The sequence below is a fragment of the Actinopolymorpha sp. NPDC004070 genome (assembly GCF_040610475.1).
Classification (GTDB): Bacteria; Actinomycetota; Actinomycetes; order Propionibacteriales; family Actinopolymorphaceae; genus Actinopolymorpha.
This window is the reverse complement of sequence record NZ_JBEXMJ010000001.1, coordinates 297,163-320,971: the sequence shown is the minus strand read 5'-3', so window position 1 is coordinate 320,971 and position 23,809 is coordinate 297,163. Positions and strand designations below refer to the sequence as shown.

Below are 23,809 nucleotides of genomic sequence, written 5' to 3'. Positions count from 1 at the left end.
CGTGGTGCGGGCCAGCGCGGGCCCTCCCACCAGGACGCCGGACCGTGGTCCGGCCGGTCGAGCTGTCTGCCGTACGGACTACTCGGAGACCGTGACGCCCATCGACCGCGCCGTACCCTCGACGACCTTCATGGCGGCGTCGATGTCGTTGGCGTTCAGGTCGGGCATCTTCATCTCCGCGATCTCCCGCACCTGGGCGCGCGAGATGGTGCCGACCTTCGCGGTGTGCGGGGTCGGGGAGCCCTTGTCGAGGCTGATCGCCTTCTTGATCAGCTCCACGGCCGGAGGGGTCCGGGTGACGAAGGTGAACGTCCGGTCCTCGTAGATCGTGATCTCGGCGGGGATGACGTTGCCCCGCTGGGACTCGGTCGCGGCGTTGTAGGCCTTCGTGAACTCCATGATGTTGATGCCGGTCGGGCCGAGCACCGTACCCACCGGCGGAGCGGGGGTGGCGGCGCCAGCCTGCAGCTGGAGCTTGAGTACGGAGGCGATCTTCTTCTTCGGAGGCATAGGTGTTCGGGTCCTCTTGGGTGGTGAAAGGGGCGAGAGTCCGGCCGGGTCGTCAGACCTTCTGGATCTGCGTGAACGACAGCTCCACCGGGGTCTCCCGGCCGAAGATCTCGACGAGGGCCTTGACCCTCTGTGCGTCGGGGTTGAGCTCGGTGATCGTCGCGTGCAGGGTCGCGAACGGCCCGTCGACCACCATGACCGAGTCGCCCACCGCGAAGTCGACGACCTCGGCCTTCTTCTTCTTGTCCGGCTCCCCCTTGGTCTCCTCGACCGTCGGGGCCAGCATCTTCTCAACCTCGTCGAGGCCGAGCGGCACCGGCTGGTGGGCGTGGCCGACGAAGCCGGTCACCGAAGGAGTGTGCCGGACGGCCGCCCACGACTCGTCGGTGAGGTCCATCCGGACCAGCACGTAGCCGGGGAGGACGGTGCGCCGCACCATCCGCCGCTGGCCGTTCTTGATCTCCGCGCGCTCCTCCTGGGGAACGACCACCTCGTAGATGTAGTCCTCCATGTTGAGGGACTGGATGCGGTTCTCGAGGTTGGTCTTGACGCGGTTCTCCATGCCCGAATAGGTGTGGATCACGAACCAGTCGCCGGGCTTGGACCGCAGGGCCGCCTGGAACTCCGCGAGCGCGTCCTCCGCGGTGGGCTCGGCGTCCTCGTCGGCCTCCTCGGCCGCGGTCTCGCCGGTGTCGCCGGATTCGGCGGACTCGCCGACGGTCAGGCCCTCGGTCGCCTCGTCGGCGCCGGCCTCGGCCGCGTCGGTCTCGTCGGAGCCGGTCTCGGAGCCGGTCTGGGGGCTGGTCTGCTCGGAGTCGGCGGAGGCCTCGTCGGCAGGCTGGCCGGCCGAGGCGTCGGCGGCGGCTGCTGCCTGCTCCGAATCCGCGGCCTGCATGTCGCGGATCTCGTCGTCGAGGTCGGACACTCTTGGTACTCCGTCTTCTTCAGCGATTTCTTGATCGTCCGGCGGTGGTGCGGGGCTCCCGGGCGGCGTACGCGCCGTCAGCCGAAGATCTTGAACATCAGCTGGCCGATGCCCAGGTCGAGCAGCGAGACGATCGCGATCACCACGAGTACGAAGACCAGCACCACCGACCAGTAGGTCGTCAGCTGGTCACGCGTGGGCCAGATGACCTTGCGAAGCTCAGCCACCACCTGGCGGTAGAACAGACCGACGCGCGCGGCAGGGCTGCCGCCGCCTTCGCCCTTCTTGTCCGGGCGAGCACGCTCCGGGGTCGCGGTGGATCCGCGGGTCTCCGTCACTTTCGTCCTCACCGGTCTCTGGCCCGGCCGGACACTCCGCCCGGGCTGGGAGGTCGCACTACATGAGGAACGAACGAACGTCCCCGTTAGTGCTACCACCCACGCATCGTCCGCCGGGGGCGACGCGCGCGACTTCGGCCGAACCGGCCGAGGCCTGCAGGGCAGGAGGGACTCGAACCCCCAACCGCCGGTTTTGGAGACCGGTGCTCTACCAATTGAGCCACTGCCCTACGGAGATCGGAAAGCCTCCACGTGGCGCGCCGGGCAATCTCCCGGGCACGCTTCGGAGAGGTCCTCAGACCACCGATGGAAGAGTGTACGGGGTGGCGGCGCCGAAGGTCGAACCGACCCGGGCGGTTTGTACCGCCTCGACTCGCCGACACCCTCGCCCCGCCACCGCCTGTACGCACGCGAGGTGCCACGATAACTGTCATGACCAGCCCCGGAACCAGCCCCGCAAGCAGCTCCGAAAGCAGCCCGCCCGCGCCGGTCGTGGACGAGTCCCTCGCAGCACCCGCGAGCGACCGGGCCAGGATCGCCGCCCGGGTCGCCGCCATCGCCGAGTCGGCCACGCTGGCGGTCGACGGGAAGGCGAAGGCGATGAAGGCGGCCGGGCGTCCCGTGATCGGCTTCGGCGCCGGTGAACCCGACTTTCCGACCCCCGACTACATCGTCGACGCGGCTGCCCAGGCCTGCCGCGACCCGCGCAACCACCGCTACACCCCTGCCGGTGGGCTGCCCGAGCTGCGCAAGGCGATCGCGGCGAAGACCGAGCGCGACTCCGGGTATGAGGTGACGCCCGCGCAGGTGCTCGTCACCAACGGCGGCAAGCAGGCGGTCTACGAGGCGTTCGCGCTGCTGCTGGACCCGGGCGACGAGGTGCTGCTGCCCGCGCCGTACTGGACGACCTACCCCGAGTCGATCGGGCTGGCCGGCGGCGTGACGGTGCCCGTGCTGGCCGACGAGACCCAGGACTACCTCGTCACGGTCGAGCAGCTGGAGGCCGCCCGCACCCCGCGGACCAAGGTCCTGCTGATGTGCTCGCCGTCCAACCCCAGTGGCGCGGTCTACCCCGTGGAGCGGCTTCGCGAGATCGGCAGCTGGGCCGCCGAGAACGGCCTGTGGGTGATCACCGACGAGATCTACGAACACCTCACCTACGACGGCGAGAGGTCCGCGTCGCTGCCGGTGCTGGTGCCCGAGCTCGCCGACCGCTGCATCGTGGTCAACGGCGTCGCCAAGACGTACGCCATGACCGGCTGGCGGGTCGGCTGGCTGATCGGCCCCACCGATGTGGTGAAGGCCGGCGTCAACCTGCAGTCCCACGCCACCGGCAACGTCAGCAACGTCGCCCAGCGTGCGGCGCTGGCGGCGGTGTCGGGCGACCTGTCCGCGGCGGCGACGATGCGCGAGGCGTTCGACCGGCGCCGGCGCACGATCGTCGAGCTGCTCTCGGACGTGCCCGGCTTCACCTGCCCCACGCCGAAGGGAGCGTTCTACGCCTACCCGTCGGTGAAGGGCGCGCTGGGCAAGCTGATCCGCGGCCGCCGTCCGGCCACCTCCGCCGAGCTTGCCGAGCTCATCCTGGAGGAGGTCGAGGTCGCGGTGGTTCCGGGCGAGGCGTTCGGTACGCCGGGATACCTGCGGTTCTCGTACGCGCTCGGCGACGACGACCTGGTGGAGGGCGTCACCAGGATCCAGAAGCTGCTGTCCGAGGCGCAGAACTGACGTGAGCGGAGCCCGCCCCGGCGTACGCCCGCTCGACACGCTCCCGAAGGCGCATCTGCACCTGCACTTCACCGGGTCGATGCGGCACGAGACGCTGGTCGAGCTGGCCGGGCAGCACGGCCTCCACCTGCCCGAGGCGTTGCGGGACGAGTGGCCGCCGCAGCTGCTGGCCACCGACGAGAAGGGCTGGTTCCGCTTCCAGCGGCTGTACGACATCGCCCGGTCGGTGCTGGTCACCGCCGACGACGTACGCCGGCTGGTGCGGGAGACCGTCGAGGACGAGGCGCGCGAGGGGTCGGGTTGGCTGGAGATCCAGGTCGACCCCTCCGGCTATGGGAGCAGGTTCGGCGGCATCACCGCGTTCACCGAGCTCGTGCTTGACGCCGTACGCGATGCCGCCGACCGGACCGGGGTGGGCGTCGGCCTGGTGATCGCCGCCAACCGCACCCGGCACCCGCTGGACGCGCGGACGCTCGCCCGGCTGGCCACGCAGTACGCCGGGCACGGCGTGGTCGGGTTCGGGCTGTCCAACGACGAGCGGCGGGGGCGGACCGAGGAGTTCGCCCGGGCGTTCCGCATCGCGACCGAGGCGGGGCTGGGCTCGATGCCGCACGGCGGTGAGCTGTGTGGCCCGGACAGCGTGCGCGCCTGCCTGGACCGGCTCGGCGCGACCCGGGTGGGGCACGGCGTGCGCACGGTGGAGGACCCCGCGCTGCTGGACCGGGTCGCCGCGGCCGGGGTGCCGCTGGAGGTCTGCCCGGCGTCCAACGTCGCGCTGGGTGTCTACCCCGAGGCCGACGTCGTGCCGCTGCGGAAGCTGTTCGACGCCGGGGCGCAGATCGCGCTGGGTGCCGACGACCCGCTGCTGTTCGGGGTCCGGCTGGTCGGGCAGTACGAACTGGCCAGAGGGCTCGGTTTCACCGACGCCGAACTCGCCGAGCTGGCCCGGATGTCGGTACGCGCCTCGACGGCGCCGGCACCCGTGCGGGACCGGCTGCTGCACGGCGTGGATCGCTGGCTGGCCCCCGAGGAGACGTCCGGGACGCCTGAACCACCCGAACGCGAGCAGCTCCGGGCGGGCGGCAGCGCTCCCCTGCCGGACACGAGTGGGCCGGAGTGGTGGGCGGACCGGATACGGGCGCTCGGCCTGCCGGTCGAGAAGCCGCTCGGCGCCGGCATGGACGGCGTCGTCTGGGCCGTGGACGACGACACGGTGGCGAAGGTCTGGTTCCGTCACTCACCGGCCGCCCTGCACCGGCTGCGGGACTTCTACGCCGACCTGGACGCCGCCGGGCTGCCGTTCGTCACGCCGTGCATCCACGCCGTGCGGACCGTCGACGGTACGCCGGTCACGATCGAACGCCGGCTGCACGGCCGGCCGCTGTCGGAGTTCGTCGAGGCCCACGGCCCGACCGAGACGGCCCTGCGTACCTTCGTCGACGTACTCGCCGCCCTGCGCGACACCAAGGGCGGCCCGTCGGCCCGGGCGTTGCCGGTGATGGCCGAGGCGGACACCTTCTACCGTGACGCGGGCTCGTCCTGGCCGGCCGCGCTGCGCGCACTGGTCGACCGCAGGGCCGAGGTGTACGCCGACGTGCTGCGGTCCGCGGTGCCCGACTTCGACGCGCTGCTGGAGCGGGTCCGGGCGGGACTGCGCGCCCTGCCCGACGGCGAGGCCGCGATCGTGCACGGCGACCTGTGCCCACCGAACGTCCTGGTCGAGCCGGTCGGCGAAGGCGATGGTGCCCTGCGGGTGACCGCGGTCCTGGACTGGGGCTTCCTGACCACTGCCGGCGACCCGGCGTTCGACGCCTCCTTGGCCGCGGGGTTCTTCGACATGTACGGCCCGCGGGCACGGGAGATCGACGAGACGCTGAGCGGCCGGATAGTCGCGGAGTTCGGTTACCCGCCGCCGTTGCTGCACCTCTATCGCGCCTGCTACGCGATCGCCGGAGCCAACGCGTACGACCCGGCCGGGGGTGACGGGCACTTCGCCTGGTGCGCGGACCAGTTGCGCCGGCCGGACCTCCGGGCCGCCCTCGGCCTGTGACCGGCCGCCCGGCCCGGGCGCGCGACAGGGTGGGTCTACAGCTCGCAGCCGACCAGGACGGGTTCGTTCACGAGGTCGACACCGAACCTGCCCAGGACGCCCGCCCGGATCTCCCGGGCCAGTGCCAGCAGGTCGGCGGTGGTGGCGGAGCCGGTGTTGGTGAGGGCCAGCGTGTGCTTGCTGGAAAGGCGAGCCGGTCCGGTGCCGTACCCCTTGCCGAACCCGGCGTGCTCGATCAGCCAGGCCGCGCTCGTCTTGACCTGCCCGTCCCCTGCCGGGAAGCGGGGCGCCTTCGCGGGCAGCCCGGCCGCCGCCTCCGCCGGGATCACCGGGTTGGTGAAGAACGACCCTGCGCTCCAGGTGTCGTGGTCGGCGGCGTCGAGCACCATGCCCTTGCCCGCCCGCAGGCCCAGCACCGCGGCCCGGACGTCGGCCGACGGTGCCCGCGTGCCGAGTTCGACCCCGAGGGTGCGGGCGAGCTCGGCGTACTGCACCGGCGCGCCCAGCTCCCCCAGCCGGAGCTGGAACACGACCTCCAGGACGACGTAGCGCTGGGGTGACCGCTTGAACCTGCTGGTGCGGTAGCCGAAGCCGCACTCCCGCGCGGCGAACGTGCGTACGGCCGCGTCCTCCCGGTCCCACACCCGCACCTGAGCGAGGGTCTGCGCGACCTCCTGGCCGTAGGCGCCGATGTTCTGGATCGGCGCGGCGCCGACCAGCCCGGGTATCCCCGACAGCGCCTCGACACCCACCCAGCCCTCGGCGACGGCTCGGGCGACCAGGCTGTCCCAGTTCTCCCCCGCCGCGACCCGGACGACGGCGCCGCCGCAGGAGTCCTGCGACTCCACCCGTACGCCCCGGGTGCACACGTGCAGGACGGTGCCCGCGAAGCCCTCGTCGGCGACCACGACGTTGCTGCCGCCACCGAGCACCAGCAGCGGCTCGCCCGAGGCGTCGGCCTCGCGCACCACGTCGAGCAGGGCGGCCTCGTCGGCGACCTCGACCAGCCGCTTGGCCGGGCCGCCGAGACGGAGCGTGGTGAGCCCGGCGAGCGGGACGCCGGTGCGTTCGGGCACGGACCGGCGTTCGGGGGTGGAGAGATGATCGGGCACGGGTCAGTCCAGCCGGACCATGGCCCGGGCGGCGCCGAAGACCTTCTCGCCGCCGGCGACGGCGGTGAGGTCGACCCGTACCACGCGGTCGGGCAGCTTGTCGGCGACCTTCGCCCCGAACGTCACCGTCACTCCCTCGTCGTCGTCGGGGACGGTCACCGGGCGGGTGAACCGGACGGAGTACTCCACCACCCGGGCCGGATCGACCGCCCACTCGGTGAGCACCCGGGCACCGGCGCCCATGGTGAGCATGCCGTGCGCGATCACGTCGGGCAGGCCGACCTCGCGGGCCACCCGGGCGTTCCAGTGGATGCGGTTGAAGTCGCCGGAGGCTCCGGCGTAGCGGACGAGGTCCTCGCGGCGCACCCGGACGCTGACCGAGGGCAGCTCGGTGCCCTTCTCCACCTCGTCGTACGCCGGAACGCGTGCGGCGGTCATGCGGCCTCCTCGCGGTGGACGACGCTCGCCCGCGCGGTGCAGACAGGTGCGCCGTCGGCGGTCCGGATGTCGGTGCGGGTGAGGATCAGGTCGGTGCCGGCGACCTGGCGCACGCTCTCGATCGTGAGCGTGGCCACCAGCTCGTCGCCGGGGTGGATGGGCCGGTCGGCGGCGAACTTCTGGTCGGCATGCACGACCCGGTGGAGCGCGAGCCCGGTGGTGGGGTCGGCGAACAGCTCGTTCAGCAGCTGGAACGCCACCACGATCGGGAAAGTCGGCGGGGCCACCACGTCCGGGTGGCCGAGCGCGCGAGCGGCGTCGGGGTCGCGGTAGACGGGACTGGGGTCGCCGACGGCATCGGCGAACTCGCGGATCTTCTCGCGGCCGACTTCGTACGGCGTCTTCGTCGCGTAGGTTCGGCCGACCAGCGTGGAGTCGACGGGCATGTACGCGACCGTACCGGAGCGGACCGGCCGGAGTCCCCGCGCCCGGTCAGGTGTCCGAGCACACTCCCGGCGCACTCCCGGCGCACTCCCGGCGCACTCCGGGCACGCGAAAAGGGCCGCTCCCACCATCGGGTGGGGCGGCCCTTTCGACGCGGAGCGTCGAGAACCTAGCGAGTCTCGCGGTGCGCGCGGTGGGTCCGGCAGCGCGGGCAGAACTTCTTGATCTCGAGCCGGTCGGGGTCGTTACGACGGTTCTTGCGCGTGATGTAGTTGCGCTCCCGGCACTCGGTGCACGCCAAGGTGATCTTGGGGCGGACGTCGGAACTCTTGCTAGCCACGGGATGCCTCTTGTGATCCGTCGGGACAGTCGGTCCTGCAATGGTACGCAGTCATGCAAGAACGGCCACGCCGGTGGTCTCCCACCGGCTGGCCGCGGTCGTAGCGGTGGCCGGACTCGAACCGGCGACACAGCGATTATGAGCCGCTTGCTCTACCGTCTGAGCTACACCGCCGCCGGACCGGTTGGCCGCCCGAGTGGGCGGCTCCGGCCACAGAGCCCCAATACGGAATCGAACCGTAGACCTTCTCCTTACCATGGAGACGCTCTACCGACTGAGCTATTGGGGCGAGCGACAACCGAGAATACAAGAGCTCCGAACCCCCTCGACACCGGGATACCGCCGAAGCGGCGTCCTTGGTGCGAACCGCCCGATCCGGGCACGACACGACCTGTCGGTCACATCCACTCGGACCACGCGAACCGGAGCCGGCAACAGGCGTCGCCGGCCCGCCGGGCATCGATCTCCCTCGGCAGCCGGGGATACCTTACGCGGTCGGCTCGTCGACCGCGACGTCGACCACCACCCCGTCGGGTCGGTGCAGGGCCACGCTGTTGCGGCCGCGGGCGAAACCGGGACCGGAGGGCTCGGCGAAGTGCCGGACCGGCCCGTCCTTCCGGCCGTCCTCCCGCCCGTCGTGACCGCCGACCTGGCCCGGGCCCGCGTGCACCTCCAGCGTCCCGCGCGCAGGGATCGTCACGCCCGGCCCGATCGGCAGCCGTACGCCCGGGTCGTCGCGTACGTACCATCCCCCGAGGTCGACCGGCTCGGCGGTCAGGTTGCGCAGGATGGCGTACCGGCCGCTGTCGGCGGCCTCGGCGGAGCCGTTCGTCGTGGCGTCCTCGACGCGTTCGACGACCACCGTCTGCGCCGGGAACGCCGGCTGCCCGTCCAGCACCGCCCGGGCCACCCCGGGGTAGTTCTGGATCACCGCGGTCGCGCCCTGAGCGGCCAGCGAGGCGACCGCGGCAGGGTGGTTCGGGCACCAGAACGCCGGTCGCATCCCGGCCGCCCGGATGCGCACCAGGTCACCGGGACGCAGCCGCCGGAAGTTCGGGATGAAGTAGTCCATCCAGCCACCGACCTGCTGGAGGGTCTCGTCGCCGGGCACCGACTCGACGATGCCGCCGAGCGGAACCGCGTGGTCGATCTCGGCGGCGAACTTCGCCAGCGGGTCGAAGTAGAACGACGTGGCGACGAAGCGCCGGTGCCGGTCCGGTGCGGTCAGCCAGCCGCCCGGGGTGTTGCGCAGCACCTCGGCGACCGCCGGCACGAAGTCCGGATGCCGGTTGGCGCCCTTGAGCTCGGCCCACAACCCGATGCCGTACTCGTCGAGTGCTGCGAGCGCCTCGGCGAGCGTCGGGATGCGTTCACCGGCGAAGCTGTCGGCGAACCAGGAGCCCGCGTCCAGTCGCCGCAGCTCGGCGAGGGTGAAGTCCCCGGGCTGCCAGGGCGCCCGGTCGGGGAAGACCGTGGCCACGTCGGTGGTGCGTACCAACGTGTTGTCGTGGAAGAGGACCGGCACGCCGTCGCGGGTCAGCACCACGTCGACCTCGGCGAAGTCCGCACCCTCCCGCGCGGCCGCCCGGATCGCCGCGACGGTGTTCTCCGGCGCCACCCCCGACGCACCGCGGTGGGCGACGACGAGGACAGGCGGCGTGTCGTGGTCGCGGGCCACGTCGGCGTGGTCTCCGTTGTCGTGGGAAGGAGCGGGCGTACGCATCGAGCGAATCCTCCTGGCGGTGCACCGGTGCCGGACATGGCGAAGCGGGCCCGGGACGAGTGGGCCCGCTGATCGTGGTCGATCTCTGCTGGTTTCTCGCTGATCTTCGCTGATCTCTGCCGATCAAGATTGGCCGACACCGACCGGGAACGTCCAGTCGGGTGCTCAGGGCCGGCCACCGAACCGAGGCGCCGAAGGTCCCGAACCGCTGGCGCGGTCGGCGACTGCCGCCGTCGGCGAATCACGGAGCCGAGCCGGGCAGCCTGCTCGTCAGCCCGCCAACACCACCGGGCCGATCACCGGACCCGCTCGGCCCGGCGCGCCGAGGCGGATCCGGTGGGCCGGCAGCTCACGCCGAGTAGACCGACGGCTCAGTGCTTCGAGCGGCGCGCCATCGCCGCGGTGGCGGCGGCCACGCAGACCAGACCGGCCACCATGCCCATCGCCTTCAGGGCGCGACGCGGACGGCGAGCGCCGCCACGCATGTCTTTCATCCGGGACCTGGACCCCATCATCGTGCACCTCTCTTCGAGTCACCACGGCACACCCGTGGACTTCGGCGAGAGTCTCCTTACCCCCTCGGCAGCACATCCCCCTCCGAGGGTGAATATTCCGTGTCACCGGCCGCGTCACCGGGCCCGGCCGGAAGGGCGTGCAGCCACCGCACCGCCGCCACCGGGTCGCCGGCACCGAAAACCAGCGAGCCGGGCACCACGCCGTCGGCTCCGGCCCGCGCCAGGGCGGGAACAGTGTGCGTACGGATGCCGCCGTCGACCACCACCTGCGGGGCCGATCCCGCGGCGCCGCCCTCCGCACGCGCGGCGACCAGCTCCTCGACCCGCGCCGGCGTCGCGGGGTCCTGGTCGCACCCCTTCACCCCGACCACCGTGCCCATCACCAGCACCCGGTCGGCGTCGCCGAAGTGCGCGACCGCGTGGCTGGTGGGTTCGTGCGTCTCCAGTCCGAGGCCGGCCCGCACGCCGCGGGACCGAATGGTCCGCAGGGTCGTACGAATGTCGGGGCAGGCGCTGGTGTGCACGGTGATCAGGTCGGCACCCGCGTCGGCGAACCGGTCGATCCAGTCGTCGGGGCGGGCGACCATCAGGTGCACGTCGAGCAGCCCGTCGGTGCGGTCACGCAGGGCGGCCACCACGTCGGGACCGAAGAGCAGGTCGGGCACCGCGTGCCCGTCGAACACGTCGAGGTGGAACCCGTCGGCGACCTCGGCGAGCCGGTCGACGGCGGCACCGAGGTCGAGCAGGTCGGCGGACCAGAGCGAGACGTAGGCCTGCACTGAATCTCCTTCGGCGGCTGGCGAGGCTCGGGTTCGACCTCGTACGGCGGGGAACATCGATCTCGGCGATCTTCGGTTAGACTCGGTTCGAGTTCAGAAACGAATGCGATCGAAGCGACCCGAATCGAAGGGTACCCGCATGTCGAGCCCCGCCGCACCATCGCCACCCACGACCTCTCCCGAGCCCTCCCGCGCGCCGCTGCGGCTCGGGGTGATCGGCTGTGGCCGGATCAGCCAGGCCGTCCACCTGCCCGCGATCGCCAAGGCCGAGGCGGTCACCCTGGTCGGTGTCGGCGACACCAGCCCGCGGCTGGCACAGGGAGTGGCGGCGAGGTACGACGTGCCCGCCTTCGCCGCTGTCGAGGAGCTGCTCGGCCGGACCTCCCCGGACGCGGTACTTGTCGCCGTGCCCGACCGGTTCCACCACCCGGTGGTCACCGCCGCGCTGAACGCCGGCGCCCACGTCCTGGTGGAGAAGCCCGCGGCGGCCACCAGCGCCCAGGCCGCGGAGCTCGCGGACCTCGCCGACGCCAGGGGGCTGAAGCTGCAGGTCGGGGCGATGCGGCGGCACGACCCCGGAATCGCCTACGCCCGCGCGGCGGTGCCCCGGCTCGGCACCCTGCTCAGCGTCAGCAGCTGGTATCGCATCCAGTCCCGATTGCGTCCCCCGACGGAGGCCGCGCTGTTCCCCGCCATGGTCGTCGACGACGACGTACGCCGGACCGAGGCGGAGTTCAAGGCCGACCGGGCGCACTACCTGCTCGACACCCACGGCGCGCACGTCTTCGACGCCCTCGCCAACCTCGCCGGTGTGCCCACGTCGGTGCGGGCGCAGTTCGCCGGCCACGGGCGCGACTGCAGCTGGCACGGGACCGGCCGGCTGCCCGGCGGCGGGCTGGCGTCGTTCGAGATCACCGCCGACATCCATGCCGACTACGCCGAGGGGATGGACATCCACGGCGAGTACGGCCAGATCAGCGTCCGTTCGACGTTCCCGTTCTTCCGGCAGGCCAGCACCGTGTCGGTGCACCTGGAACGCGACGGCGAGACCCGCAGCCCGGTGTTCGGAGCCGCCGATCCGTACCAACTTCAGCTGGAGGCGTTCGCCACGGCGATCGCCACCGGCGCACCGGCCAACCCCTCCGGCGCGGACGGCGTGACCGCGCTGCGGCTGATCGAAGCGGTCCGCGACAGCGCTGCCGCCGACGGCAAGGAGGTAGCTCCATGACCGACGCCGCGCCCCCTTCCGGGAGCCACACCGTGGGCGAGTGCGCCGAGCTGGGAATCTTCGCGCGTACCTTCCCCCGGCCGACCGCGGCCGAGGTCGCCGCCGCCGTCGCCGCGCACGGCTTCACCACGACCCAGCTGAACCTCTCCGCGTTCGGCCGGCCGACGATCCCCGACCCCCCGACCGACCCCCTGCACCCGGACGGTCCGCTCGACCACGCGCGGGTCGCGGCCGATTTCGCCGCCGCGGGCGTGCGCGTCTGGGGCGTCTCCGCGACGTACAACACGATCCATCCCGACCTCGCCCTCCGGCGCCGGCAGACGGCGGCCGCGGCCGCGTTCCTGCCGTACGCCGCCCGGCTCGGCGCCGAGGTCGTGACCCTGTGCACCGGCACGCGGGACCCCGACGACATCTGGCGCCGGCACCCGGGCAACGACGACCCGGCAGCCTGGCACGACCTGCGCGAGACACTCGACGTCCTGCTGCCCGCCGCGGAGCAGGCCGGCGTCCGGCTCGGCGTCGAACCCGAACCCGGCAACGTCGTCGCCGACGCCGCCCGGGCCCGCCGGCTGCTGACCGAGCTCGGCTCCGACGCCCACCTCGTCGGCATCGTGCTCGACCCGGCCAACCTCCTCGACCCGGCCACGGCCGGAGACCAGAAGCGCATCCTCACTGCCGCGTTCGACACCCTCGGCGACGCGGTCGTGTGCCTGCACGCCAAGGACGTGGGGACCTCGGGCTACGCGGCGGCAGGCACCGGGCTGCTCGACTACGACCTCGTGCTCGCGCTGCACGCGGCACTGCCCCACCGGGTGCCGGTCATCGTCCAGGACGCCACCGAGGACGACGTGCCGCGGGTCCGAGACTTCCTGCGCGCGCACGAGCCGGCGCGATGACCGGACCGGGCAGCAGGGTGTTCACCGAGGAACGCCGCACGCACATCCTCGAACTGGTCGCGTCCCGCGGCCGGGTGCGGGTGGCCGAGCTCGCCGACCTTCTCGGAGTCGCCGAGCCCACCGTCCGCAAGGACATCGCCGACCTGGACCGCCAGCACCTGCTCCGGCGCACTCACGGCGGCGCGCTCGCCATCCGGCCGACGTACGACCCGGAGCTGGCCACCCGGGCCCGGCACAACGTCGAGGGCAAACGAGCCATCGCGAAGGCGTGCCTGGCCTGGATCTCCGACGGCGACGCCGTCTACCTCGACAGCGGCACCACGATCCTCGCCCTCACCGAGGAGCTGCGGCTGGCACTCACCGGGCCGGCCGGCGGGCGGGGCGAGGGCGAGCCGGCCGAGGGCCGTCACCCGCGGCAGGTCAACGTGCTCACCAACGCGGTCGGCGTGGCGCAGGTGCTGGCCGACGTACCCACGATCCGGCACACGGTCCTCGGCGGGCACTACCGCACGCTCGGCGGGTGCTTCGTCGGCCCGCTCGCCCTGGAGGCGGTGCGCCAGTTCACCGTCAACACCGCCTTCATCGGGGTGACCGGGCTGTCCACCGCCGGCTTCACCGTGTCAGACGTCGCCGAGGCCGAGCTCAAGAACGCGGTGATGGACCAGGCCCGCCGGGTGGTCGTGGTGATGGACCACACCAAGGTCGGCGCACACGACTTCCGGAAAGTCTGCGCCCTGGACCGGGTTGACGCGATCGTCACCGACCGGCGCCACGACGACCTTGCCCGGCAGTGCGCCGACGCCGGAGTCGAGCTCGTCGTCGCCTGACGGGGCGGCCACCTGCCGGCCGCGTGGGTTGTCGGCAAGTCGCCGACTACCCATCGACGTAAGGCCCCGAGGGGGCTAGCATCATTTTCGAGCCGGACGCTTAGTTCGGCTCACCAAACTTGCGGCTCGCATCCGGCCGGACAACCGAAGAGCACCACGGACAGGGACGACGGGCGGGACACACACCTGGAGGTGTCGTGTTCCGCCCGTATCTTCGCGTGCTTCGCACGCCCAGCGTCCCCGTCCTGCTCACCGCCGGATTTTTCGGCGCCCTCCCGATCGGCATGCTCAGCCTCGGCGTGCTCATGCTCGTCCGCTCCGGGACCGGTTCGTTCGCGGCGGCCGGCCTCGTCACCGGAACGCTGAGTGCCGGCAACGCGGTCGGCCTGCTGGCCCAGGGGCAGCTGATCGACCGAGCCGGGCAGACCCGCGTGCTCGTGGGTTTCGCGTCCGGATGTGCGGGCCTTCACGACGACGGTCGCCGCCTCGCTGCTCGGGGCCGCCGCCAGCAGCGCGGCCGGTGGCGCACTCGACCGGCAACTCGGCCCCTGGTCGCTGTTCGTGGTCGGCTGCCTGGTGATGACGGCGACCGCCGTCGGCACCTGGCTGCGGCGTCGAAGCCTGTCCGCTCCGCCACGTCCCTGAAGCCGGCCCACCGTCAGCGCGCCGCTGTTGTCCCCATCGCCGTGCCAACCGTGGCAGCGATGGACGTACCGATGTGGTCAACGAGCGCGGTGACGCGTGGGACATGGGTGTACAACCCGGCGAACGTCACCACCACCATCGCCAGCGCGAGCACGTGTTCGTACCACCGCCCGGTGGTCAGCGGCCCCCTCCCCATCCGGTTGGGCCGCCCGTCCAGCCAGCTGAACGGCTTGGGGATCGACCCGACGGTGAGCGCGTCCGCTCCGATGTGCACCAGCACACCCACCATTGCCGCGAACGGCAGCCAGCTCGCGTCGGCCGCGGCCCCGTTGCGGACCAGCCACCAGCCGAGGGCGGCGGAGACCAGCAGGTTGACCGGCCAGGACTTCTCGTACTGGCCGGGAATCACGAAGTGGCACGCCCGCAGGGCCAGGCCCACGGCGAGGGCGAGGACGGCCATCAGGGTCCACTGGTTCAGCCCGGCCAGGAAAACCAGCAGCCCCCAGAACAGCGGGGCGACGATGAAGTCGTGGGTGCCGCCACGGTGTCCGCGGCCGAGCCAGCAGACGACGACACCGAGGGCGCGGGACAGCGGACCCCACATCCGGGTCACGGTCGAGGAGTGGTGGTCCAGGTCGGGAAGGAGTGCCATTCCGCCGCAGCAGGCGACCCAGGCGAGCTGACCGGCCATCCGGTCGAGGGGCACCAGCGGCAGGGCCACGGCACCGACGGCCATTCCACAGACGGCGTGCGTATGTCCCATCACCGCCGAAACGATCTCACTGCCGCAGGGACGCACCCGCACTGGGTCGAGGCCGAAGATCGTCCACGGTGCTCATCCCCGGTCCCGCTGCCGGGGTCACCGTCCGGGGACCGCTCGCACCGCCCCGAGGGAAGGCGCCATCCAGGGCGACGACCTTGCCCGCGGCAGGTGCCTGCTGGGCAGCGGGCGCCTGCGGGGCAGCGGGCGCCTGTGCCGCGGGAGCGGCAGTCTCCGCGGGTGCGGCCGGCGCGGGCGAGGCCGCGCCGTCGTGGTCACGTACGCCGACGGAGCCGGGCCCGTGACCGGCCGGGTGGTCGCCGTCGGGAACGTGGATGGAGTCGGTCCCGGGTGCGTCGACCCCGCCGTAGGTGTGGAGCAGCTTCACGCGGTACATCGCCTGGTCGGCCGTGCGCAGCAACTCGTCCACGCTGTCCGCTCCGGCCGTGGACGCGCCGAGCCCGATGCTGACCGCGACCTGGACCTCGCGCTGGCCGAACCGGACCGGACGCCGGACGTCGGCGGCCAGCCGGCGGGCCAGCACGGCCGCGTCCTCCTCGGTCGTGTCGCGCAGAGCGAGGACGAACTCGTCGCCGCCGACGCGCGCCACCACGTCGTGCTTGCGGACGTGGGCCCGCAGCCGCCGCGCCACCTCGACCAGCACCACGTCACCGACCTCGTGCCCGTGCTGGTCGTTGATGTGCTTGAACCGGTCGATGTCGCAGAACAGCACACACACGTCGCGGCGCTCGGCGACCAGCTGGTGCAGCCGGGACCGCAGCTCGGCGCGGTTGGACAGCCCGGTCAGCGGGTCGTGGGCGGCGAGGTGGGCCAACTGCTCCTCACGGTCGTGGCGTTCGCTGACGTCCTCGAGGTGGACGAGCTTGAAATCGGGTACGCCGGTGGCGTCGACCACCACCGAGCAGTTGGTCGACACCCAGACCACCCGGCCGTCGCGCCGCACCATGCGCAGGTCGCCGCGATAGGTCCGGCGGGGGTTCGACCACAGGTGCCGGTCCTTCGGGTGGGTGACCTCGGGCAGTCCGAGCCGGCGCAGCTCCTGGTCGGAGTAGTCGAGCATGTGGCACAGCGCGGCGTTCACCCGCCGCAGCGCGCCCTCGTCCGCGGCGGCCAGGCTGACCACGGCCATCCCGCTCGGCGCGCTCTCGAAGACCTGCCGGAAGCTCTCCTCGCTGGCCTGCAGCGCCCGGTGCTCCTGCTCCAGGCGTTCCATCGTGGACAGGACCTCGGAGTGCAGCCGGGCGTTGTCGACGGCGACGGCGGCCTGCGCGGCGAACATCTCCAGCAACTCTCGCTGCAGCTCACCGGGCACCCGGCCGTCGATGGGCAGGTCGACGCTGAGGACGCCGACAAGCTCACCGTCTGGCGCGTACAGCGGGGCGACCAGGGCGTCCTCGGGGTGCCAGGCACCAGGCATCTCGACCGCACGGGCGTCGTCGGAGACCCACACCGGCACCTCCGAGGGCACCTCGACGCCGTGGGGGACGAACCGCAGCGTGCCCCAGGGCACGGCCGTGGCGAGCAGGCTCTCCCACGCGTCGCGCGGGCCGCTCTGACCCTCCAGCGCCGCGCGAACGTCGGGCGGGCCGGCCACCGCCGCCACCCGCAGGCAGTCGTCGTGTACGACGTTGATGGCGGCCACCCCGAACCCGAGGCTGCTCACCACGCTGTCCACCAGGAACTGCAGGGTCGCGGACAGGTCACGAGCCGAGCTGAGCTCCCGGCTGACCCGATGCAGCATCCTGAACGCGTCGAGTCGTTGCCGCAGGCCGTGCTCCTCGTCCACAGCGCCCCCATGCGGTCGTTCGATCACTGGAGGGAGCCTAGCCTGATCCGATCACGTCGGCTCGTACGCAGTGTCGCGGAGTGGGCCGCCCCCGTCCCGGCCCACTCCCGAACCGACTTGCTCCCCACTGCTGAAGGCCGGGGCGCCCCGGCCGACCCCGGCCTTTCCCTGCGTCCCCGGACCGCGAGGCCCCTGCCCTTCGGCGCACGTGCCCGCGCGTACGCGTGGGCCGCACCCCTCGACCGGCCCGCGCGCCGCGCCGTCGCCCCCCCGACGCTTCCCGCTACAGGTGGTTCGGGGCAGGCGCGGACGCGGATTGGGCCAAAGCCTGGAGAAGTACGAGAGAGTTTCCGGGTCTGGCTCCAGGGACTCCGGGTCTGGCTCCAGGGACTGAGCCGTCCGCGCAGCACCGACCTCCCGGAGTGCGAACCCGGACGACCCGGAATACGGCGGCGGTCAGTCGTTCCAGCTGGCGGGCTCGGGCTCACGGGTGCGCGCCCGCGATCCCGCCACGCTGGCCACGCTGGTCACGGTGAGCGTGGCGGCGATGAACGCCAGGGACGCCACGATGCCGATGTGCGGCAGATGGACCGGGCCGATGTCGTTCAGCCCTTCACTCTCCATCGCCTCCAGGATGAGCTTCACGCCGATGAAGCCCAGGACGACGGCCAGGCCGTAGCTGAGGTAGATCAGCCGGTCGAGCAGGCCGCCGAGCAGGAAGTACAGCTGGCGCAGCCCCATCAGCGCGAACGCGTTGGCGGTGAAGACGAGGAATCCCGCCTGGGTCAGGCCGAAGATCGCCGGGATCGAGTCGAGGGCGAACACGACGTTCGCGGCGCCGATGGCGAGGACGACCACCACCATCGGGGTGAACATCCGGCGGCCGTCGACCCGGGTGGTCAGCTTCGACCCGTCGTACTCCCCGGAGGTGGGGACCACCCGGCGCATCAGCCGGACGAGCCGGCCGTCGTGGAAGTCGGCCTCCTCCTCCTCGCCCTGCGCGGCCAGCTTGACCGCGGTGTAGATGAGCAGCGCGCCGAAGATGTAGAACACCCACTCGAACGCGTGCACGGCGGCGGTGCCGGCGGCGATGAACGCCGCTCGCAGGACCAGGGAGATCGCGATGCCGATGAGCAGCACCTTGTGCTGGCTGACAGCGGGGACGGCGAACCGGGACAACAGGATGACGAAGACGAACAGGTTGTCCACGCTGAGGCTGTACTCGGTGATGTAGCCGGCGAGGAACTCCCCGGCCGGCCGGGACCCGGCGGTGAGCAGCAGCCCGAGACAGAACGCGCCGGCGAGCCCGACGTAGAGCAGGACCCACAGCGTCGCCTCGCGCATGCTGACGGTGTGCGGACGCCGGTCGGCCCAGACCAGGTCGGCGACGATGATCGCGGTGATCCCGACAACCGTGAGCACCCACACCCACAACGGCACGTGCACGCAACACCTCCGGCGTTGGACGGACGTCTACGCCGGAGGTCTCCTCCGCCCGGGCGCCCAGCGTCCGGACCGGTGGCCCCGGGCCCGTCGTGGACGAGCCGTGATGACGACACCACCGCGTGGGAGTACTCCCCTCCAACTCAGCGAGCAGTGTAGTGGCGACTCGCCGAACTCGAACGAGCCCGGGATGAACGAAGTCTCCCGGGGGCGTGCTTGACGAATCTTCTGAGGCGCACTAAATAGGAGCTAGTTGAGTCGAACGGACTCAAGGTAGTTGTAGCGAGACAGATCAGACAGATCAGGTTCGTAAGTTTCTGAACGCTTTTCTGGGAGTCACGATGTTGATGCGCACCGACCCGTTCCGGGAGCTCGACCGTCTCAGCCAGCAGTTGCTGACCTCCGCGGCCCGGCCGACAGCCGTCCCCATCGACGCCTACCGCAAGGGCGACACGTTCTACGTCCACTTCGACCTTCCCGGCGTACGCGTGGAGGACGTCGACCTCACCGTCGAGCGCAACGTCCTCACCGTCCGCGCCGAGCGGCGCGGCCCGCAGGACGAGGAAGTCGAGGTGCTGGTGGCCGAACGCCCGCAGGGCACCTTCACCAGGCAGCTGTTCCTCGGCGACACGCTGGACACCGACCGGATGGAAGCCGACTACGAGGCCGGCGTACTCACCGTCAAGCTGCCGGTCGCCGAGCAGGCCAAGCCGCGCAAGGTGCAGATCAGCGGCGCGACCGAGCGCCAGAAGATCAGCGCCTGACGCGCCGCATCGAGACGGGTTCCCTGGGCGGGTCGGCCGAGGTCGCCGGCCCGCCCCTGGGAGCATCTGCGGTATGCCCGTCGGTACGGTCGAGCCCGCTTCCGCCATCTCCCGCCGACTCGACGCACTCGCCCGAGCTGCCGCGGGCGCGGGCGTGGTCCCCGGCCTGAGCGTCGCGCTCGCCGACCACACCGGCCCGGTCTGGAGTTCGGCGTACGGCGTCACCGACCTCTCAGCCCCTGCACCGGTCGGTACGGACACCGTGTTCGAGGCCGCGTCGCTGACCAAGCCGGTCGTCGCGTACGGCGTCCTCCTCCTCGTCCAGGAGGGCCGCCTCGAGCTCGACCGTCCGCTGGACCACTACCTGCCCGAGCCGTACCTGCCCGGCGAACCCGCCGCGGCCGGCATCACCGCCCGGATGGTGCTCGGCCACACCTCTGGCTACCCGAACTGGCGACCTGCCGGAGGTCCACTCACCCTGATGCACTCCCCCGGCAGCCGGTTCGGCTACTCGGGCGAGGGCTACGTCCAGCTGGGACGGGTGGTCGAGCAGGTCGCCGGCCAACCGTTGGGCACCTTCCTGGCCGATCGCGTCCTCTCGCCGCTGGGAATGACCAGCAGCGCGCTCACCTGGCCCGACGACCTCAGGTCCGGTGAACTCGGGGACAGAGTGGCCCGCGGTCACACGGCGACGCGGGAGGTCCTCGCCAAGCAGCAGTCGGAGGAGGCGGTCGCTCCGTCGTCCCTGCACTCCACGGCCACCGACCTCGCACGTTTCCTCGCCTGCTTCCTCTCCTCCGCCGCGACGCCCGGCGGTGCACCGACCGCCCCCTCGCCGACCGCCCCCTCGCCTGCCGGATCCGCGGCCTCTTCGACCGGGCCGCTGCGCCCGGAGGGAGTGGAGTCGATGCTCGCGCCGCACGTCCGGCTGGACCGGCCGCTGGCCTGGGGACTGGGGTGGGGCCTGATCCTCGAAGGCGACCCCACCAAGGAGCGGATGTTCTGGCAGTGGGGCGACAACCCCGGCTACAAGGCGTTCGCCGCCGGCTCACCGGGACCCGACGTCGGCGTGGTCGTGCTGACCAACGGCGACCAGGGACTCGACGTCGCTGCCGGGCTGGTGCGCGAGGTGCTGCCGTCCACCGCTCCGGCGTACGTGCGGGTGGCGACCAACCGCCTCACGCCCGGTCGAGGATGAGATCCGCGGCGTTCCAGGCCATCGCCATCACCGGGCCGTTCAGGTTGCCCGAGACCATGGCCGGCAGCACCGAGGCGTCCATGATCCGAAGGTTGTCCACTCCACGGACCCGGAGACGGGAGTCGACGACGTCCTCGTCGTTCGGGCCCATCGCGCACGTGCCGATGGCGTGGTAACCGCAGTAGCCGGAGTCCAGCATGGCGTCGACGACGTCCTCGTCGGTGCGTACGCCCGGGAACGTCTCGGCCGAGAGCCGCGCGGCGATCGGCTCGTGCGCGAAGAACTCCCGCATCCGGGCCAGGACGTCGACGGCGACCCGGCGGTCGTGTTCCGAACCGAAGTAGTTGGGCTCGACGTCCAACGGCGCGTCCGGGTCGGCCGAGGTGATGCGCACGCTCCCCTCCGCGGTGGGGCGCAGGATCTCCGCCACAGCGGACAGGCCGGGCTCGCGCTCCACCGTGACCGCCTCCCCCGCCTGGTAGGTCGCCACGGACCACGGGCCCATCAGCACCTGCGCGTCCGGACGGTCCAGGCCGGGCCGGCTCTTCAGGAACGCGAGCACGTCGTACGCCGGTGTGGCCAGCGGGCCGTCCCGGCGGACCAGGTATCTCAGCGCGGTCAGCCCCTGCCGGGCCGGTGAGGACAGCATCCGGTTGGTGCCGAGGTTCTCCCGGAGCCGGAACTTCAGCGGCAGGCACCGGTGCTCGCGCATCCGCTCACCCACCAGCGCCCGGTCCAGGCGTACGTCGACACCGGCCGCGCGCAGCACCTGCGCCGGGCCGATCCCCGACTGCTGCAGCACCTTGGGCGTACCGAGGCTGCCCAGGGCCAGCACCACCTCACGCGCCGCGGAGAACTCGACCGTCGCCCCCGCGGCGTCGCGGGCACGCACCCCGACCACCTTGTCGCCGCCGAACACCAGCCCGGTGACCGTCGTCCCGGTGCGCACGGTGAGATTGGCCCGGTGGCGTACGGGGCGCAGGAACGCGGTGGCCGCGCTGACCCGGCGGCCGTCGCGGATGGTGGCCATGGTGTGCCCGATGCGTTCACCGTCGGACTCGCGGGCCTCGTCGAGGTCGTTGACGTCCCGCACCGGCGTGAGCCCGACGGACCGGCCGGTCTCGACCATCTCCACCGAGAGCGGGTCGGGCCGCCGGGGCGGCGACACCCCGAGCGGACCGCCCGCACCGCGGCTGTCCGACGGGCCGAGGATGTTGTCCTCGAACCCGCGGAAGATGGGCAGCATCGTGTCCCATCCCCAACCGGGGTTGCCGAGCCGGACGAGGTTGTCCCAGTCGTGGCGGTCACCCCGGTTGTAGACCAGGCCGTTGATCGAGCTCGACCCGCCGAGGACCTTCCCCCGCGGCCACACCTCCGGTCGCGCCCGCGGGCCGAAGGGCCGGGTCTGGTAGTGCCAGGCCTTGCCGGGGTCGTCCATCAGCTTCCCGAAGCCCTTCGGCACCCGGAACAGCGGATGGCGGTCCGGCCCGCCCGCCTCGACCAGGAGCACCCGCACGCCCGGGTCGGCCGACAACCGGCTGGCCAGTACGCATCCCGCAGACCCGGCACCGACGATGACGTAGTCGTACACGGTGGTCGTCCTCCCGCCCTCGGTGGCAACTCCACCGAGCATGGCCGCTCGGCCGGAGCGGCGCATCACCCCAGAGGATGAGTACGCCGCTCCGGCGGCGGAGGTGGAAGTAGTTGGGCGGGCCAGGGAAGGTAGACGACCTTCCGATCGGCCGCGTTGACAAACTTCATGGTGTTTCCCCCGTTGAGGATCTCGGGCGGTCCGTTTCCGCCGTTCACTCCTTCCGAAGCGCGCGTACGACGGTTCGTTGGCGGTGGATTGCGAACGCCGGGTCGACAGCAGGCCACAGCCCGTGGCGGCACGCGTCGGCCGGCCCGCCGAGCTGGACCGGCTGCTGGCCCGTTCGCTGACCCGGCGAACGCCCGGGCACCGCGGCGGAGTTCGCCCGGGAACTCGGGCGCTTCCTGGCCGACGGCCCCGACAACCCCGACGACCTCGACGGCGCCGGCGGCCCGCATGCGCTCCGCCGTGGGCGGGAGGTGCCGACCGTGCCGCTCGCTGAGTCGGTGTTCACGGTCCGGCCAGGTCCGGTCGGCGCAGGTCGCCGGGGGTTGCGGGCAACGACGAGTGCGGACAAGGCTGCTCGGGACCCGATCGGACTGTTCCGGGAAGGCTGACAAGCCAGGGTTGACAGTCCGGCGTTGCAGGCAGCGTCGAACGGAGGAGGCAAGTGATGCTTGACATCGGGGTGGTGGGCGCCGGCATCCGGGGCCGCATGTTCGCCCGGGCGCTCGGCCAGCTTCCGGACGTACGTGTGGTGGGGGTCGCCGACCCGACGCCGGCCGGAGCAGAGCTGGCAGCCGAGCTCGGCGCGAGCTCACATGCGAGCCACGAGGACCTGCTGGCAGGGCACGACCTCGCCGGTGTCGTGGTGGCCACCCCGGACTTTGCGCACAGGGACGCCGCCGTCGCCGTCGCCCGGGCGGGGATCGGCCTGCTGGTGGAGAAGCCGCTGGCCACGGAGGTCGAGGAGGCCAAGAAGATCGAGGCCGCGGTGGAAGCCGGCGGCGGCCCCGCCATGGTGGCGTTCGAGAACCGATGGAACCCGCGCTTCGTCACCGTCCGACAGCAGATCACCGACGGCGCTGTCGGCGACGTGCTCTTCCAGTGTGCCCATCTCAACGACACCAGGTTCGTACCGGAACGCATGCTGTCGTGGGCCGCGCGGACCACCCCGGCGTGGTTCCTCATGCCGCACACGGTCGACCTGGCGCTGTGGCTGTCCGGGCGTACTCCCCGCTCCGTCTACGCGACCGGGCTGCGACGGGAGCTCGCCCGGGACGGCATCGACACCTACGACGGCGTACACGCGCTGGTCACTTTCGACGACGGCACCACCCTGGCCCTGCAGTCGCACTGGGTGCTGCCGGAGTCCTACCCGAGCGTGTTCGACTTCCGGTACGAACTCGTCGGCAGCAAGGCCGCGGTGCGGGTGGACGGATCCGACGAGGGCATCCACTTCGCCGGGCCGTCCTTGCAGTGGTTGCACCACTCGACGGTGGAGCGCGACGGCCGGCTGGTAGGGGTGGCCGCGGAGATCGCCCGCGACTTCGCCGGCCTGCTGCGCGGCGAGCCGGTGACCGTGCCCACCGTCGCCGAGGGTGTCGCCGTCACCGCCGTGGTGGCCGCCGTGCACGAGAGCGTCACCGCGGGCCAGGTCGTACGCCTCTGACCCCGGGTCCGAGCCCGGTGTCCGGCTTCAGCCTGGCCACGACCGCACCACGGGTGCCGGACGGCCCAGGTTGACC

Annotated in this window: 23 protein-coding genes and 3 tRNA genes; 9 read left to right on the top strand and 17 right to left on the bottom strand. The window is 72.0% G+C overall.

What is annotated here, in order from left to right; translation table 11 throughout:
* Positions 1–78: 78 nt before the first annotated feature.
* The 4 genes from rplK to ABZV93_RS01440 form a co-directional block, all read right to left on the bottom strand.
* Positions 79–510, bottom strand: coding sequence for a 50S ribosomal protein L11 (gene rplK / locus ABZV93_RS01455; protein ID WP_354928524.1), 432 nt, complete (start codon positions 508–510; stop codon positions 79–81).
* A 52-nt stretch (positions 511–562) separates the two neighbouring features.
* Positions 563–1,435, bottom strand: coding sequence for a transcription termination/antitermination protein NusG (gene nusG, locus ABZV93_RS01450; RefSeq protein WP_354928521.1), 873 nt, complete (start codon positions 1,433–1,435; stop codon positions 563–565).
* 77 nt (positions 1,436–1,512) lie between these two features.
* Positions 1,513–1,773 carry a preprotein translocase subunit SecE gene (gene secE, locus ABZV93_RS01445; protein ID WP_354928518.1) on the bottom strand — a complete coding sequence of 87 codons (261 nt, stop codon included), beginning with the start codon at positions 1,771–1,773 and terminating at the stop codon, positions 1,513–1,515.
* Positions 1,774–1,930: 157 nt separating this feature from the next.
* A tRNA-Trp gene (locus ABZV93_RS01440) sits at positions 1,931–2,003 on the bottom strand.
* 202 nt (positions 2,004–2,205) lie between these two features.
* Between ABZV93_RS01440 and ABZV93_RS01435 the strand changes: the two genes are divergently transcribed.
* Positions 2,206–3,501 (top strand): pyridoxal phosphate-dependent aminotransferase, encoded by a 1,296-nt coding sequence (locus tag ABZV93_RS01435; RefSeq protein WP_354928515.1) that lies wholly within the window; start codon positions 2,206–2,208, stop codon positions 3,499–3,501.
* A 1-nt stretch (position 3,502) separates the two neighbouring features.
* On the top strand, positions 3,503–5,551 hold the full coding sequence (locus tag ABZV93_RS01430) for an adenosine deaminase (protein ID WP_354928512.1): 2,049 nt from the start codon (positions 3,503–3,505) through the stop codon (positions 5,549–5,551).
* 35 nt (positions 5,552–5,586) lie between these two features.
* Here the strand turns inward: ABZV93_RS01430 and ABZV93_RS01425 are convergent, their stop codons facing one another.
* The 9 genes from ABZV93_RS01425 to ABZV93_RS01385 all read right to left on the bottom strand — a co-directional run bounded on the left by ABZV93_RS01425 (position 5,587) and on the right by ABZV93_RS01385 (position 10,902).
* On the bottom strand, positions 5,587–6,663 hold the full coding sequence (locus tag ABZV93_RS01425; protein ID WP_354928509.1) for a UDP-N-acetylmuramate dehydrogenase: 1,077 nt from the start codon (positions 6,661–6,663) through the stop codon (positions 5,587–5,589).
* A 3-nt stretch (positions 6,664–6,666) separates the two neighbouring features.
* Entirely contained in the window at positions 6,667–7,101 is a 435-nt protein-coding gene (locus ABZV93_RS01420) for a MaoC/PaaZ C-terminal domain-containing protein (RefSeq protein WP_354928506.1), read from the bottom strand.
* Positions 7,098–7,547 carry a MaoC family dehydratase N-terminal domain-containing protein gene (locus ABZV93_RS01415; RefSeq protein ID WP_354928503.1) on the bottom strand — a complete coding sequence of 150 codons (450 nt, stop codon included), beginning with the start codon at positions 7,545–7,547 and terminating at the stop codon, positions 7,098–7,100. Before ABZV93_RS01415 ends, ABZV93_RS01420 begins: the two co-directional genes overlap by 4 nt.
* Positions 7,548–7,714: 167 nt before the next feature.
* Entirely contained in the window at positions 7,715–7,885 is a 171-nt protein-coding gene (gene rpmG / locus ABZV93_RS01410) for a 50S ribosomal protein L33 (protein WP_092653746.1), read from the bottom strand.
* Positions 7,886–7,986: 101 nt separating this feature from the next.
* A tRNA-Met gene (locus tag ABZV93_RS01405) sits at positions 7,987–8,059 on the bottom strand.
* A gap of 42 nt (positions 8,060–8,101) precedes the next feature.
* Positions 8,102–8,174, bottom strand: a tRNA-Thr gene (locus tag ABZV93_RS01400).
* Positions 8,175–8,372: 198 nt separating this feature from the next.
* Positions 8,373–9,608, bottom strand: a complete 1,236-nt coding sequence (locus ABZV93_RS01395; protein WP_354928500.1) for a glycerophosphodiester phosphodiesterase family protein — start codon at positions 9,606–9,608, stop codon at positions 8,373–8,375.
* A gap of 371 nt (positions 9,609–9,979) precedes the next feature.
* Positions 9,980–10,102 (bottom strand): hypothetical protein, encoded by a 123-nt coding sequence (locus ABZV93_RS01390; protein WP_354928497.1) that lies wholly within the window; start codon positions 10,100–10,102, stop codon positions 9,980–9,982.
* A gap of 77 nt (positions 10,103–10,179) precedes the next feature.
* Positions 10,180–10,902, bottom strand: a complete 723-nt coding sequence (locus ABZV93_RS01385; protein ID WP_354928494.1) for a ribulose-phosphate 3-epimerase — start codon at positions 10,900–10,902, stop codon at positions 10,180–10,182.
* A 139-nt stretch (positions 10,903–11,041) separates the two neighbouring features.
* Between ABZV93_RS01385 and ABZV93_RS01380 the strand changes: the two genes are divergently transcribed.
* The 4 genes from ABZV93_RS01380 to ABZV93_RS01365 all read left to right on the top strand — a co-directional run bounded on the left by ABZV93_RS01380 (position 11,042) and on the right by ABZV93_RS01365 (position 14,498).
* Positions 11,042–12,130: a Gfo/Idh/MocA family oxidoreductase gene (locus tag ABZV93_RS01380; protein ID WP_354928491.1), complete on the top strand. Its 1,089-nt coding sequence runs from the start codon at positions 11,042–11,044 to the stop codon at positions 12,128–12,130.
* Positions 12,127–13,026, top strand: coding sequence for a sugar phosphate isomerase/epimerase (locus tag ABZV93_RS01375; RefSeq protein ID WP_354928488.1), 900 nt, complete (start codon positions 12,127–12,129; stop codon positions 13,024–13,026). The genes ABZV93_RS01380 and ABZV93_RS01375 overlap by 4 nt, the downstream gene beginning before the upstream one ends.
* Positions 13,023–13,853: a DeoR/GlpR family DNA-binding transcription regulator gene (locus tag ABZV93_RS01370; protein ID WP_354928485.1), complete on the top strand. Its 831-nt coding sequence runs from the start codon at positions 13,023–13,025 to the stop codon at positions 13,851–13,853. The genes ABZV93_RS01375 and ABZV93_RS01370 overlap by 4 nt, the downstream gene beginning before the upstream one ends.
* A gap of 456 nt (positions 13,854–14,309) precedes the next feature.
* A complete protein-coding gene (locus ABZV93_RS01365; protein ID WP_354928482.1) occupies positions 14,310–14,498 on the top strand; it encodes a hypothetical protein in 189 nt (62 codons plus the stop codon).
* 13 nt (positions 14,499–14,511) lie between these two features.
* Here ABZV93_RS01365 and ABZV93_RS01360 read toward each other — a convergent pair whose 3' ends face one another.
* The 3 genes from ABZV93_RS01360 to ABZV93_RS01350 all read right to left on the bottom strand — a co-directional run bounded on the left by ABZV93_RS01360 (position 14,512) and on the right by ABZV93_RS01350 (position 18,511).
* A complete protein-coding gene (locus ABZV93_RS01360; RefSeq protein WP_354929716.1) occupies positions 14,512–15,261 on the bottom strand; it encodes a metal-dependent hydrolase in 750 nt (249 codons plus the stop codon).
* A gap of 16 nt (positions 15,262–15,277) precedes the next feature.
* The gene (locus ABZV93_RS01355) at positions 15,278–17,092 is read right to left on the bottom strand and encodes a diguanylate cyclase (protein WP_354928479.1); all 1,815 of its coding nucleotides are present in this window, start codon (positions 17,090–17,092) and stop codon (positions 15,278–15,280) included.
* A gap of 429 nt (positions 17,093–17,521) precedes the next feature.
* A complete protein-coding gene (locus tag ABZV93_RS01350; RefSeq protein WP_354928476.1) occupies positions 17,522–18,511 on the bottom strand; it encodes a TerC/Alx family metal homeostasis membrane protein in 990 nt (329 codons plus the stop codon).
* A gap of 338 nt (positions 18,512–18,849) precedes the next feature.
* Here ABZV93_RS01350 and ABZV93_RS01345 point away from each other — a divergent pair, with 338 nt between their 5' ends.
* Together ABZV93_RS01345 and ABZV93_RS01340 are read left to right on the top strand one after the other, a co-directional pair.
* The gene (locus ABZV93_RS01345; RefSeq protein WP_354928473.1) at positions 18,850–19,272 is read left to right on the top strand and encodes an Hsp20/alpha crystallin family protein; all 423 of its coding nucleotides are present in this window, start codon (positions 18,850–18,852) and stop codon (positions 19,270–19,272) included.
* Between the two features lie 73 nt (positions 19,273–19,345).
* Positions 19,346–20,470, top strand: coding sequence for a serine hydrolase domain-containing protein (locus ABZV93_RS01340; protein WP_354928470.1), 1,125 nt, complete (start codon positions 19,346–19,348; stop codon positions 20,468–20,470).
* On the opposite strand, the gene ABZV93_RS01335 is transcribed toward ABZV93_RS01340, so the two are convergent.
* A complete protein-coding gene (locus ABZV93_RS01335) occupies positions 20,451–22,127 on the bottom strand; it encodes a GMC family oxidoreductase N-terminal domain-containing protein (protein ID WP_354928467.1) in 1,677 nt (558 codons plus the stop codon). The genes ABZV93_RS01340 and ABZV93_RS01335 overlap by 20 nt on opposite strands.
* A gap of 607 nt (positions 22,128–22,734) precedes the next feature.
* Between ABZV93_RS01335 and ABZV93_RS01330 the strand changes: the two genes are divergently transcribed.
* Positions 22,735–23,733: a Gfo/Idh/MocA family oxidoreductase gene (locus ABZV93_RS01330; protein WP_354928464.1), complete on the top strand. Its 999-nt coding sequence runs from the start codon at positions 22,735–22,737 to the stop codon at positions 23,731–23,733.
* Positions 23,734–23,809: the final 76 nt, after the last annotated feature.

Coding starts and splice junctions, on each gene's coding strand:
- rplK (WP_354928524.1), bottom strand. CDS start 510: ATGCCTCCGAAGAAGAAGATCGCCTCCGTACTCAAGCTCCAGCTGCAG.
- ABZV93_RS01435 (WP_354928515.1), top strand. CDS start 2,206: ATGACCAGCCCCGGAACCAGCCCCGCAAGCAGCTCCGAAAGCAGCCCG.
- ABZV93_RS01420 (WP_354928506.1), bottom strand. CDS start 7,101: ATGACCGCCGCACGCGTTCCGGCGTACGACGAGGTGGAGAAGGGCACC.
- ABZV93_RS01415 (WP_354928503.1), bottom strand. CDS start 7,547: ATGCCCGTCGACTCCACGCTGGTCGGCCGAACCTACGCGACGAAGACG.
- ABZV93_RS01395 (WP_354928500.1), bottom strand. CDS start 9,608: ATGCGTACGCCCGCTCCTTCCCACGACAACGGAGACCACGCCGACGTG.
- ABZV93_RS01390 (WP_354928497.1), bottom strand. CDS start 10,102: ATGAAAGACATGCGTGGCGGCGCTCGCCGTCCGCGTCGCGCCCTGAAG.
- ABZV93_RS01380 (WP_354928491.1), top strand. CDS start 11,042: ATGTCGAGCCCCGCCGCACCATCGCCACCCACGACCTCTCCCGAGCCC.
- ABZV93_RS01375 (WP_354928488.1), top strand. CDS start 12,127: ATGACCGACGCCGCGCCCCCTTCCGGGAGCCACACCGTGGGCGAGTGC.
- ABZV93_RS01370 (WP_354928485.1), top strand. CDS start 13,023: ATGACCGGACCGGGCAGCAGGGTGTTCACCGAGGAACGCCGCACGCAC.
- ABZV93_RS01360 (WP_354929716.1), bottom strand. CDS start 15,261: ATGGGACATACGCACGCCGTCTGTGGAATGGCCGTCGGTGCCGTGGCC.
- ABZV93_RS01345 (WP_354928473.1), top strand. CDS start 18,850: ATGTTGATGCGCACCGACCCGTTCCGGGAGCTCGACCGTCTCAGCCAG.
- ABZV93_RS01340 (WP_354928470.1), top strand. CDS start 19,346: ATGCCCGTCGGTACGGTCGAGCCCGCTTCCGCCATCTCCCGCCGACTC.
- ABZV93_RS01335 (WP_354928467.1), bottom strand. CDS start 22,127: ATGCGCCGCTCCGGCCGAGCGGCCATGCTCGGTGGAGTTGCCACCGAG.
- ABZV93_RS01330 (WP_354928464.1), top strand. CDS start 22,735: ATGCTTGACATCGGGGTGGTGGGCGCCGGCATCCGGGGCCGCATGTTC.